The 11,913-nt window shown below is 46.1% G+C and carries 12 protein-coding genes and 3 tRNA genes; 9 read left to right on the top strand and 6 right to left on the bottom strand.

Features of this window, described 5'->3' with window-relative positions:
* Nucleotides 1-149: 149 nt before the first annotated feature.
* Nucleotides 150-234 (bottom strand) — tRNA-Ser (locus tag AC06L3_RS06130).
* Between the two features lie 144 nt (nucleotides 235-378).
* Between AC06L3_RS06130 and AC06L3_RS06125 the strand changes: the two genes are divergently transcribed.
* The 7 genes from AC06L3_RS06125 (at nucleotide 379) to rplI (ending at nucleotide 7,265) form a co-directional block, all read left to right on the top strand.
* On the top strand, nucleotides 379-2,196 hold the full coding sequence (locus tag AC06L3_RS06125; RefSeq protein WP_475669736.1) for a glycosyltransferase family 2 protein: 1,818 nt from the start codon (nucleotides 379-381) through the stop codon (nucleotides 2,194-2,196).
* Nucleotides 2,197-2,370: 174 nt separating this feature from the next.
* Nucleotides 2,371-3,441: a DUF4831 family protein gene (locus AC06L3_RS06120; RefSeq protein WP_475669735.1), complete on the top strand. Its 1,071-nt coding sequence runs from the start codon at nucleotides 2,371-2,373 to the stop codon at nucleotides 3,439-3,441.
* 97 nt (nucleotides 3,442-3,538) lie between these two features.
* Nucleotides 3,539-4,996 carry an aminoacyl-histidine dipeptidase gene (locus AC06L3_RS06115; protein WP_475669734.1) on the top strand — a complete coding sequence of 486 codons (1,458 nt, stop codon included), beginning with the start codon at nucleotides 3,539-3,541 and terminating at the stop codon, nucleotides 4,994-4,996.
* Nucleotides 4,980-6,086 carry a hypothetical protein gene (locus tag AC06L3_RS06110; protein WP_475669733.1) on the top strand — a complete coding sequence of 369 codons (1,107 nt, stop codon included), beginning with the start codon at nucleotides 4,980-4,982 and terminating at the stop codon, nucleotides 6,084-6,086. The genes AC06L3_RS06115 and AC06L3_RS06110 overlap by 17 nt, the downstream gene beginning before the upstream one ends.
* Before the next feature lie 89 nt (nucleotides 6,087-6,175).
* Complete coding sequence (gene rpsF / locus AC06L3_RS06105; protein ID WP_475669738.1) at nucleotides 6,176-6,514, top strand: 30S ribosomal protein S6; 339 nt, start codon at nucleotides 6,176-6,178, stop codon at nucleotides 6,512-6,514.
* A gap of 13 nt (nucleotides 6,515-6,527) precedes the next feature.
* Nucleotides 6,528-6,800: a 30S ribosomal protein S18 gene (gene rpsR, locus AC06L3_RS06100; RefSeq protein ID WP_475669732.1), complete on the top strand. Its 273-nt coding sequence runs from the start codon at nucleotides 6,528-6,530 to the stop codon at nucleotides 6,798-6,800.
* Between the two features lie 15 nt (nucleotides 6,801-6,815).
* Nucleotides 6,816-7,265 carry a 50S ribosomal protein L9 gene (gene rplI, locus AC06L3_RS06095; RefSeq protein WP_475669731.1) on the top strand — a complete coding sequence of 150 codons (450 nt, stop codon included), beginning with the start codon at nucleotides 6,816-6,818 and terminating at the stop codon, nucleotides 7,263-7,265.
* 60 nt (nucleotides 7,266-7,325) lie between these two features.
* Here rplI and AC06L3_RS06090 read toward each other — a convergent pair whose 3' ends face one another.
* Entirely contained in the window at nucleotides 7,326-9,089 is a 1,764-nt protein-coding gene (locus tag AC06L3_RS06090) for an outer membrane beta-barrel protein (protein WP_475669730.1), read from the bottom strand.
* A gap of 9 nt (nucleotides 9,090-9,098) precedes the next feature.
* Nucleotides 9,099-9,782: an HU domain-containing protein gene (locus AC06L3_RS06085; protein WP_475669729.1), complete on the bottom strand. Its 684-nt coding sequence runs from the start codon at nucleotides 9,780-9,782 to the stop codon at nucleotides 9,099-9,101.
* Between the two features lie 153 nt (nucleotides 9,783-9,935).
* On the opposite strand from AC06L3_RS06085, the gene AC06L3_RS06080 reads away from it, so the two are divergent.
* Nucleotides 9,936-10,012: transfer RNA gene (locus AC06L3_RS06080), tRNA-Asn, on the top strand.
* Nucleotides 10,013-10,103: 91 nt separating this feature from the next.
* On the opposite strand, the gene AC06L3_RS06075 is transcribed toward AC06L3_RS06080, so the two are convergent.
* From AC06L3_RS06075 to AC06L3_RS06065, 3 genes are all read right to left on the bottom strand, one after another.
* Nucleotides 10,104-10,340, bottom strand: coding sequence for a DUF2442 domain-containing protein (locus AC06L3_RS06075; protein WP_475669728.1), 237 nt, complete (start codon nucleotides 10,338-10,340; stop codon nucleotides 10,104-10,106).
* 5 nt (nucleotides 10,341-10,345) lie between these two features.
* Nucleotides 10,346-10,603 (bottom strand): DUF4160 domain-containing protein, encoded by a 258-nt coding sequence (locus AC06L3_RS06070; protein WP_475669727.1) that lies wholly within the window; start codon nucleotides 10,601-10,603, stop codon nucleotides 10,346-10,348.
* A gap of 74 nt (nucleotides 10,604-10,677) precedes the next feature.
* A complete protein-coding gene (locus AC06L3_RS06065) occupies nucleotides 10,678-11,712 on the bottom strand; it encodes a hypothetical protein (protein WP_475669726.1) in 1,035 nt (344 codons plus the stop codon).
* Nucleotides 11,713-11,796: 84 nt separating this feature from the next.
* Here AC06L3_RS06065 and AC06L3_RS06060 point away from each other — a divergent pair.
* Nucleotides 11,797-11,869 (top strand) — tRNA-Pro (locus AC06L3_RS06060).
* Nucleotides 11,870-11,913 lie beyond the last annotated feature (44 nt).

Raw genomic sequence — 11,913 nt, 5'->3', positions numbered from 1 at the left:
GAAATCTGCGGAGGGTATTTCGTTTCTGCACTTTGTGGTTTCCTAAAATATAGGTCAGTTTTTTGGGATAAATTTACGCCCAACTTTCGCTTTTGTGTGCGTAAGATTGTGCGCAAACCTTGTAATTTGCTGAAATTCAGCGTTTCTTGCGGAGAGAGAGGGATTCGAACCCCCGGAGCCTCGCAGCTCAACAGTTTTCAAGACTGCCGTAATCGACCACTCTACCATCTCTCCATTCCCGTTTTGGTATTGCAAAGGTAGAAACTTTTTGTGCCATTCCAAATTTTTTTAGCAGTTTTTTGATGCCAGCTTTCGATTTTTGAGGCTTGTGTATGATTATTGTTCCATTTCTTGTAAATTTGCGTTTTCCTTTTAGAAATGGTCAAGGCATCGGTTGTCATATTGAACTGGAATGGTGAGGCAATGCTCAGGAAGTATATTCCCGGGCTTTATGAGTCTTTGAGACAGTATAAGAATATGAAGGGCGAGCAGGAAATATTGGAGAAGGAGCCTGATGAAGACTGCAAAGCAGATGCTACGGCTATGAAAGCAGCTGATGCAGAGCCGCTTGCTGTTCCGGTGGCTGAAGTACCAGTTGAGAAAGTGCCCGAGGCGGAAATTCCATGCGTAGAACCTTCAGAGGAGAAGATTTCATGTGCGGAACATATCAGGAGTTCAGAGCAGGACAGTGTGGCCGTTTCCGAAGCTGGTATGCCACAGGACCCGTCACTGTTTCCTGAACAGGATGTTGTCATTTCTGTAGAAGCCGAACCGAACCGTGAGTTCGAGGCTAACCTGTTTTCTGAAATCGATCCATCTTTCATAGGTTATCCTTCTCAGAATGAAATAAGCGCAACGCTGGCCGAGACCAGAACAAGGACAAGATTGCGCGCCCGTAAGTCCCGAGGCGGTTCAAACAAGCCTGGTGAAGCCAAGGCGGAGACAGCTGTTCGTGAGCACAGGGTTGCCAGAGCTAAAAACTCCGGCATTCAGGATGAGCCGCAGATGGTTGATGAAACTGAAACATCAGACGATGAACCATTGGAACAAGCCGTATCCGGGCTGGAATCGCAGCCAGAAGAGCTGATTATGGATGTTGGTCTTGCCGATCTGCTCCGTAAGAAGGAGGAGGAGAGAGCGGCCGACATCAAGTCAAGGATGGAGTCCCTGCGTCAGAGGACAATGGCTGTAAAGGAGGCAAATCTGGTAAGGAAACAGCTGGAATCAAAGGTCTACGATGCTCGATATGAGCTTGTTGTTGCCGATAATGGCTCAACCGACGGCTCTGTTGCATGGCTCAAGGAGAATTATCCGGATATCAGGCTCATTGAATTCGACAGGAATTACGGTTTCGCAGCTGGTTACAACAAGGCTCTGCAGGAGATTGATGCGGAATATTTCGTGCTTCTGAATTCTGATGTGCGCGTGGCTCCGGGCTGGCTTGATACCTTGATTGATTTTCTTGAAACCCATCAGCGTGCGGCTATATGTATGCCTAAGATACTCAAGGAGCATGATGGAGCCATCGCTGTGAAAAAGGATACTTTCGAGTATGCCGGAGCCTGCGGTGGTTTTATAGACAGGTTCGGCTTCCCTTTTTGCCGCGGCCGTGTGCTCAAGTATACAGAAGTTGATGAGAATCAGTACGATACTCCTATGGAGGTATTCTGGGCTTCGGGGGCTGCAATGTGTGTGCGCAGCAGTGTGTGGAAGGAACTGGGCGGTCTGGATGCAAGATTCTTTGCACATATGGAGGAAATTGATTTCTGCTGGAGGGCCAAGCTTATGGGGTATGAGGTCTGGGCGGTACCAGCCGCAAAGGTTTACCACGTGGGTGGAGCTACGCTGTCCAACGGATCGCCGTACAAACTGTATCTCAATTACAGGAACAATCTGCTGATGCTTCATAAGAACCTTCCGCCTGAGGGCAAGAAAGATCTGATTTTTTTTCGCATGCTTCTGGACGGAGCGAGCGCCGCAATCTATCTTCTGACAGGCCGGAAGGAGCTCTACAGGTCTGTGCTCAAGGCGCATAGGGACTTCAAGGAGATGCGTCTGGAGTTTGAGACCTCTCCTCGCTCCAGAGTTTATTCCAATATCCCGTTCAACAAGCTTTATGGTGTGTTCAACGGCAGCATAGTTCTCTCATACTTCCTTGGCCGCCGCCGCTTCAGCAAGCTCCGCCAGTTCAGTTGATATTTCCTTTCCCCACTCGGCGATAGTGACTGGCACGGTGCCTGTTGCATTTGTGCTCAGCGTTTATTAACTTTGTTAGTTGTGATTTTTTACTGACAGGAATTCCGGGAATTTGGAACGATTATTGAAAGAAAATATTCACGAACTTATTGTTTGAATACATAAATGTTAAATATGAAAAAGGAATCCCTATTGTGTTGTGCTGCGGCTGCAATGCTCCTGTTGGGAGCAGGCAACGCAAACGCCCAGCTGCTCAATGCCAGCGACAATGTGCCGGCAGGTGCAGTAATCTATTCACTTCCACAGACATCCATAGTGCTAAAAGTAGATGTTGCCGTAAAGACTTTCACTGCTGGTCCGTATGCAAAATATGCCCAGAAATATCTCGGCGTTTCGCCAAAAAGCGTGAATTCGCAGGATTGTGAGATTCTTAAGATTGAAATGCTCCCTTGCGTTGAGGCGGATCTCAATTCACGCATTGCCGTTAATCTCAATTCCTTGAAGGGTGCTTCCGCAAACTTCCTTGAGCTTTGCTCACAGGGTCTGGTGGTCACTTCCGATTCCTATACCAATGCTCCAAATAAATTCAGATTCAATGTTGCAGCCAATCCGTTTGCCAATGGCGAGCCTGTTTCCACTCTGGACAATGTCACCACAACAATTTACAAGAGCGTGAAGAACGATGCCGGCGAACTTGAGCAGATTCCTATCCAGCAGACACAGATAGTTGAAAAGAACATTGACAAGAGAGCCGAGGAGACTGCATCCCTCATATTCAAGCTCAGACAAAAAAGAATTGACATAATTACAGGTGAGACTGATGCCACTTACAGCGGTGAGGCCATGGGTGCCGCTCTAGCCGAGATAGCACGCCTTGAGGAGGAATATCTTTCAATGTTCCTTGGCAAGACAACTGTTACAAACCTTACACAGACTTTTGACGTTGTTCCTGAAGCCGGCGGCAACAAACTTATGTATGTGGCTTTCAGAATAGCGGACCAGGGACTCGTTCCTGCTAACAATGTTGGAGGAAGACCTGTTGTAGTTGAGCTGGAACCTGAGAAAATGTCAAGCCTACCTTCCGATAATGCGGCTGTGTCTTCAAAGGGTAAGATTTATTTCAGAGTGCCGCGTACCGTTAACGTAAAGGTGAAGGATGGTCAGAAAGTGCTGCTGCAGAGCAGAATGCCAATATATCAGCTCGGCCAGAATTCCTTCATACCGGTTGAGGCTCTCATAAAGTAAACCATAATTTTCAAGGTCTTTGAAAACGGGCCGGAAAGAACTTCGGTTAAAAATAAAACAAGCTGGAAATAACAACTAATACATAATAAAGATAATCATGAATACCATTGCAGAGTTGAATCCACAAGAGGTTTGGAAAAACTTTTATGAACTTACTAAAATCCCTCGTCCTTCAAAGAAAGAGCAGAAGGCTGGAAAATTCGCTTACGAATTCGGCAAGAAGCTTGGCCTTGAGACCATAATGGACGAGGCTGGCAACGTTATTATAAAGAAGCCTGCTACAAAAGGTATGGAAGACCGTATTGGCATTATCCTTCAGGGTCACCTTGATATGGTTCCTCAGAAGAATTCCGACGTTGAGTTCGATTTCGAGAAGGATGCCATTCAGCCAAGAATCGTTGATGGTTGGGTTTACGCTACTGGTACAACTCTCGGAGCCGACAACGGTATGGGTTGCGCTGTTGCAATGGCAATTCTTGAAAGCAAGAACATTGCTCACGGTCCTATAGAGGCTCTCTTCACAATTGACGAGGAAACAGGTATGACAGGAGCACGCGCCTTGAAACCTGGCGTTCTCGATGGAAAGATTCTCATCAACCTTGACTCTGAGACAGAGGGTGAGCTTTACCTTGGCTGCGCAGGCGGTCTGAACGTTTTCTGTGAGTTCAAGTACAAACAGGTTCCTGTTGCAAAGGATTATGTTGCCATGGAACTTAACTGCAGAGGCTTCCTCGGCGGACATTCCGGTATGGACATAGGCCTTTACAGGGCAAATACAAACAAGGTGCTTGCACGTATGCTTCTTCCATTGGTTGAGAAATGCGGAGCGGAGCTTGTTGCCATCGATGGCGGAAACTTGAGAAACGCCATACCAAGAGAGGCTTTCTCTACAGTTGTTCTTCCTAAGGCAAAGCTTGCAAAGGCAAAGAAGGTGCTTGCAAATGTATTTGCAGAGGTACGTAACGAATACAAGGCCACCGATGTTGATGCATACTATGAGTTCCAGCCTGTTGCTCTGCCAAAGAAGGCAATAGAGCACGCTGTTGCTTACAATATGCTCAGAGCCATTGCCGTTTGCCCTAGCAGCGTTGAGAGAATGAGCAAGGAGATGGAGGGTACTGTTGAGACATCCAACAACATGGCAATCGTTAAGTCGGAGAGAGGCAGGATTCTCGTAACTTCATTGATGAGAAGCTTCATTGACACAGCAAAGGAGGATCTGTACCAGAAGGTTAAGGGCTTGTTCGAGATGGCTGGTGCAAAGGTTTGGTGCTCAGGTGGATATTCAGGCTGGCAGCCGAATATGGATTCCGCCATCCTCAAGGTCATGCAGAAGGTTTACAAGGATCTCTACAAGAAGGACGCAGCTGTGATGGCGGTTCACGCCGGTCTCGAGTGCGGTATCCTTGGTGGTACATATCCTGATTGGGACATGATTTCATGTGGTCCTACAATCTGCAGCCCTCACTCACCTAACGAGCGCGTGAACATTGAGACTGTTGAAAAACTTTGGAAATTCATTGTTGAGGTTGTAAAGAATGCGCCACGTAAATAGTTATTTCTTTTCTTTTTTTCATATTCTGATTCTCCTGGTTCTGCTTCCGGCAGTTCCGGGAGTTTCTTATGCCCAGCCGCAGCAGACAGCCGCCAGCAATGCGCTTGAGCTGTGGTCGCAGGCAAAGGCCGCTTATGCCAGGGGTGATTTCTCGCTTCAGCGTTCAAGATTCAACGAAGCCATTGAGCAGTACAACCAGGCGGATTCACTGTACAAGATGCTCATTTATGTCAGGCGCAGCGATGCACAGATAGATGTGGCAGTGCTTTTCAAGGAAATCGAGAAACTGAAGCTGAACAAGGGCAGAGCCCTGACAGGGGCCGGCGAGCTTGAGAAGGGCAAGGCCAGTTTCGATATAGCCGCAGGCATTGCCGTTGAAATGGCTTCCAGGTGGGGTACGGAACCTTATCAGGAAGTTGCAGCAATCAAGAATGAGCAGATTGCCGCTCTCACTTCCTATTCTTCACTTGCGATAGAGCATGCAAACAAGGTGTCGCGTGCGCACAGGGTGGCTCTGGGTCTGCTTCTGATATGCATAGTGTGGGCCGGTGTGTCGGTCTATCGCCGGTGGAAAAGGATGATTGCGGCCAGGGATGCACAGGCTGAGGAGTATCTTGCAAATGCTCAGGCTCTTATGGAGGAGGCTTCTTCGGCCAGGGCTGCCAATACCTCCCTGCTCAATGAGCTGGATATGCAGAAGGTTCAGGAGAGGCATCTGAAGGAGCTGCTCGACGGGCGTTTCGCTGAAATACGTTCAATGGCAGCTTCATATTACGAGCTTGGCTTTTCAAAACCTTTGCAGAAAAGGCTGGAGGCTCTGTTCGAGTCCGGAAGGGATGGAGATATCTTTGAATCGCTGCGTTCCGTTGTGAATGCAAGGCGCTCAAATGTGCTCGACAGGATAGGGGAGAGATTCCCTTCTATCACTGAGGACAACATGCGTCTGCTGGCCATGATATATGCCGGTTTTTCAGCTCAGGAGATAAGCGTGATAATCAATGACAGCGCCTCCAACGTGTATGTACGCAAGAGCAGACTCAAGAGCAGACTGGCTGATTTCATGAAAGAGAATAAAGATTTTGAATTTTAGGAATAATTCAATATCTTTGCGCTCCATTTACCGCAATTGTGTGGTAAAGGATTGTAAATCATTATTAATCATTAATTAACTATCAAATGTTGAGAAGTTACGAAACCGTTTTCATTGCAACTCCCGTTTTGTCTGATGCTCAGATGAAGGAAGCGGTAGAAAAGTACACCTCTCTTATCAAAGAGAATGGTGGTGAGGTTGTAAATGATGAGGATTGGGGCCTTAAGAAACTTGCTTACCCTATCCAGAAAAAAACCACAGGATTTTATCATCTTATTGAGTTCCAGGCTGAGCCTTCATTCGTAAGCACCCTTGAAACACAGTACAGACGTGATGAGAGAATTATCAGATTTTTGACTTTTGCTATGGACAAGCACGCTGTTGCTTATGCAGTTCGCAGAAGGAACAATATGGCTGAGAAAAAATAAGGAGGACTGAATTATGGCAAACGTAGTAAACAACGAAATCAGATATTTGAACCCTCCTACAGTTGAGGTTAAAAAGAAAAAATACTGCCGTTTCAAGAAGGCTGGTATCAAATACGTTGATTATAAGGACGCTGAGTTCCTTAAGAGATTCCTCAACGAGCAGGGCAAACTTCTTCCAAGACGTATCACCGGTACATCTTTGAAGTTCCAGAGAAAGGTTGCACAGGCTGTTAAACGTGCACGTCACCTCGCATTGCTCCCTTACGTAACTGACTTATTGAAATAACAAGGAGGATAGAGTATGGAAATTATATTGAAACAGGACGTTCAGAATCTTGGACATAAAGACGATATCGTAACCGTAAAGAACGGTTATGCAACCAACTACCTTATTCCTCAGGGTTATGCAACAATGGCTACAGCTTCTGCAAAGAAGGTGCATGCCGAGAACCTCAGACAGAGAGCACACAAAGAGGCCAAGCTCAGAGATGACGCTTCAGCTCTTGCAGCTAAGCTCGAGGGCATGCAGATTACAGTTGCAACAAAGGTCAGCGCTACTGGCAAGATCTTTGGTTCAGTTAACAATATTCAGGTTGCTGAGGCTCTTGCTGCCAAGGGTTATGAACTTGACAGAAGAAACATCACCATCATCGGTGAGGACAAACTTCAGGAGGTTGGCGTTTATGATGCAGTGGTTAAATGCTACAAGGACATCAAGGCTAACATCAAGGTTGAAGTTGTTGCTGAGTAATCAGAACGGAATCCAATACAAAAGGCAAGTTCCTTCGGGAGCTTGCCTTTTTGCTGTTGTTCAGAACTTGTAGGAAAGGCCGAGGACAAGTGAATAGTTCCTGCTCTTGGTGTTTATGGTTTTCGAGTAGGTCATCTGTTCGTTCCAGGTTACTTCCAGCAAATCCTTGTCGGCAATATCGCGCTCTTCTACATAAATGCTCAAGCGGTCGTTCACCTTGCGGGTGAGCCGTACGTTTGCAATCAGGTCTTCTCCTTTCTTATTGTATGCCGATTCTTTCGCACTTAAATACAGCATGTCGGCCGACAGCACGGTCTTCTCATTCAGATTTGCCGCAAGAGTCATTCCCATGTCATAGCTGTAATCGGTCTTCGGGTCTTTTGACTTGTAGTGATAATAATCTTCTCTGACTATTGTCCATAATTTTGCGGAAAGGTCCTTGGAGTTGACGTCCAGGGACAGTTTCATGCTCAGAGTCTGCTGCCTTTGGGTATTCACCCAGGTATATACGGTTTTGATGTCGGGATCGTCGACACGTACCGGGGTATCGGTGTCGAGCACCTTTTCCGCCGTATTGTGCTTGGAGGAATATCCCAGATCGATACCTGCAACAAATATGCCTTTATTGTAACTGTACCTGAGCATTATGTCGTTTATTGTTTCCGGTACGAGGTTCGGATTACCAATGAAATATTCGCCTTCAGATGCACCCAGGGTAATCATTGCACATAGTTTCTTGTACTCAGGCCTTGTTATGGAATGGGAGAATTCCAGCTTGAATGCGCTGTTTTCCGTTGCGTGATATCCCATTTGAAATACTGTAAAGTTCTTCCAGTCATTTTTTGTGAACGAGTTGGCGTTGTCAAGAAGCTTGTTATCTCCTTCCAGTTCGTTTTCAAGCGAGTGGATGTACCACTGGACACGTTCACTTAAATGGAAGTCGAATTTTCCTATTGAATATGTCAGATCGAAGTAGGGCTCTGCACGGTAGGTATAATAATAAAACGATTGGTGGAACCGTATGGAATCCCTCCAGATTCCTCCGGCATTATTGGAAGTCCGGTATTTATCATAATCGTGGGTGTTGTCGTATTCCAGACCTACGGAAGTTTTCAGATCATTGTCGCACAGGTGAAAAACATCGTTGTAACTTGCAACAATCTTATAATACAAATCCTTGAAGTTGCCATACGTGCGGTAATTCTTGTTCTTGGCGTATAATTCTCCTTCAAGACGTCTGGCTTTGTCTTCGTTCTGGTTGTTATATAAGACATTGGCCACAACTGAAATGGTCCCGTCCTTTCTGGAAAGCATCTTGTGCGTGTAGGATATCTTACTGTCAAACCCGTTGTTATGCATTGAGTTCGTATCCAACTGCATGCCTTTCTGCGTAATAATGGAGGAGCCTGAATAGTGATACCTTTCGCTCAAGAGCTCGGGAGTGTCCTGCGATGCGTCATGGCGGTATCCGAAATCCATATCCAACGAATTTCTTTCGTTGAAACGGTATCCGAAAAGAAGGGAACCGTTGATTTTCCACTTTCTGGGAACAAGTTCATTGTCCTCGTATTTTGAATACTCCTTTCCTTCGGTCTTGAGGTCCGTGATGGATGTTTCCTTTGTCGTACGCCTGTAGTCATGTCCTCCGGACAGGGATGTGCCCAGGTAATATTTCTCACCCTGGTATTTCAACTTGAATACGGCATCTTCATTATTGTTTCTGGCAAATGTGTACGCTCCATTGATATTCGTCTCCCCGGACCATTGTGCATTCAGTTGGAGCGAGCAAAGACATGCCAATATGAATAAAAGGGCTTTTCGCATGATGCGGTTTTATTTTATGCCTTTGATGTACTGCAATTCTTCCTGGGTGTAAAGAAGCCTCTCCCAAAGCGGCATGAAAGTATCCTTGAATATGAACATGGCGGCAACGAACAGGATGACCGCAGCAAGAATCACAACAGCTGTTATCTTGAGTGTACGATGTTTGTCCTCTTCTTTCGGTGAATCGGCTTTCTGCTCTTCCTCTGCTTTGAAACGATTAACTACCGGACGGCTTGCAACAGCTTTGTCAGCCTGCATTTTCCTTGCGCAGATAATGTCAAGCCCCCAGTTCTGTAAGTTGAATTCAAGATTATGGTGCGGTTCGAATACGAAATCAAGTCCTGCTCCGTATCTGATTGTGCCGAAATCAGGGATTGATATATAGGCCTGCTCCTCCAGAGTGTTCAGTGACTGCCGGCAGAGTTCCTCGAGTTCGGCAAAGGCCCGGCTGTATTCAATGCCGTTTTCATTTGCAAAGTACAAGGCTGCCGGGTTAGGTTCCTGGGCGGAACCCTGTGAATTCACTGTCGCTGTGAAAAAAATCTTGCGGGAAGGTGGGGTGAGGGCATTGCCGTTCTTGATGAATTGCGGCGCTGTTTCCTTGGAATACAGCACTCCCATGCCTGGCAGAATGATTCTGTCGTGCTCATTTATGGTCTGCTGCAGGCATGCGCCCAATTCTTCAAGTGTCATATCTTGCTTTTGTTAAATCACAAAGTTAAGTTGTACACGGCAGAATTGCAAACACAGAAAAAAGTTGAAAAAAATTTGCACACAATAAAAAAATGCCCTACATTTGCACTCGCAAAACGGAAAAGCAAGCGTTTCCGTGAAACATAAGGAAATTCCTCAATAGCTCAGTTGGTTAGAGCACCTGACTGTTAATCAGGGGGTCGTAGGTTCAAGTCCTACTTGAGGAGCCAGAAAGGTCGAGATAATGAGTCCCGGCCTTTTTTGTTGAATTACAGGAAGTTGTTATAATGCAGTTAGATAGAAAACTGCATTTTCAGTTGGTTACAATTCATAACCGTTTGCGTACAAAAATTCTGGGGCGAAACCGATCTCGTTATTCCAGTCCACTGAAAACGGGTCCAAGGAAAAGCACTTGAAGTATGATAAATCTTTGAGTTTGGTACAGATACCTTCATTATATACGGTAGAAAAATCAAAGGCCTTGACCTCACCCGTATTGAATGTCAATGCGAGAACATAATCCCGCACATATTTTGCGTCTGTCACCTTCAGAATCATACGATTTACTTTAATGGCTCAATTTTCATTACAGCCTGTTTGCATTCCATCCTTTTCCAATTATCCATCAATTCGTCCTTATGCAGATCAAGCCACTCATAAACCAAACCAAGCGCACGTCTAGGCAAGGACCCCGTCACTACACCACCTTCAATGGTCACAATCGCCTCATAATCTTGATACTTCACGTGAAAATGAGGCGGGTTGTGCTCACTCATGTACATATAGATGGCAATACCATAAAAGTAACTTATTTCAGGCATATCATATTCAATTTATGCAAATATAATGATTATTTTCATTCAGCAATTTTCAATTACGCATGATTCCAATCTGGTTATTGGATATATTCGGAATACGCACGCGGGCCCCAGAACTGGTAGCCGCGGCCTTCGAGGCGGGTGCCGGTGAGGGCTGAATCAATGAAACCATTCTTTTCTACGAGAACAAGATGCCAGATGAGGCCTTCCGGGCTTCTGAGAAGTTTGAAGGAGATTCTTCCTTTTAAACCGCGATAGATTTCCATAAGTGCGTTCGTGCTTTCATCGGTCTCATCGGAGAATTTCCTTGAGCCCTTGACAGCTTCAGGGTTGAGTGAACTTCCGTCATCCACTTCCTTGACTTCTCCCTTGATCCTGAATCTGCCACCCAGGTCCTTCACCATCTGGTGACTGCGGCCCCAGGTGCCGCCCTGCTGGCTTACCAGAGGCTTCCCTCTGAATATCACCATAGAATCTTCATAGGATATTACGCTCAGATAGTGGCTCCTGTCTTTCAACCATTCTGTGAATTTGTCAAGATGGTCCTCGGTTGTATATCCATACACACTGTCCAGAAATACCAGACGCTTGATTGCCGGATTGATTCTGTCCGCAATCCTGAAATAATTGAAGATAAGATAACCGCCGCCGGAATGGCTGCTTATTGTCAATGACGGGTTGTAATCCTTGTACAGTTCCACAACGTCTGCGAACAGTCTGTCGTATGTCTCCTTGGCTATGTCCAGGTGCTGTTTGTGCCAGTTGTTCCAGGCTTTCTGCTTGGTTTTCAAATATATTGTAATATAGTTGCACTTGTGGTCCTGGGCACGCAGGAATGCTGTCTGGGCGGCTATATGGTGAACGTCCAGGTGCCAGTCATCTCCTGGCTGAACCTTCCTGCCAACGGTCCATTCAATCAGGGTGCCGTTAGGCAGAGCGTAGAGAATCACTTCGGTCCTTGCTCTCGGAATGAAAGTCTGCGGTTCATCAATGAGTATCTCCACATCGGGATAGGAGAGGCCCTTTTCGGCGCCATTGATTTTTACGGAATTTTGTGCCAGCAGGGTGAAGTGTATCAGAATCAGCGCAATCAGGGTTAATGACCTTTTCATAAAACTGTTTTTTAAGTTGATAGTATGCCATTAGTTTGTATATTTGCATTGGAAAAGGGCAGAATTCAACAGCCCTTTGGCCAACGAGAAGTAGCGCAGTTGGTAGCGCACTACGTTCGGGACGTAGGGGTCGCGTGTTCGAGTCACGTCTTCTCGACTTGCAAAAAGTGGACAGGATTCCCTTTATTCCGGGGATCTTGT

It is taken from the genome of Candidatus Egerieousia sp. (assembly GCF_056211015.1).
The sequence above is the reverse complement of the archived record's forward strand: the minus strand, read 5'-3'. Positions and strand labels throughout refer to the sequence as shown.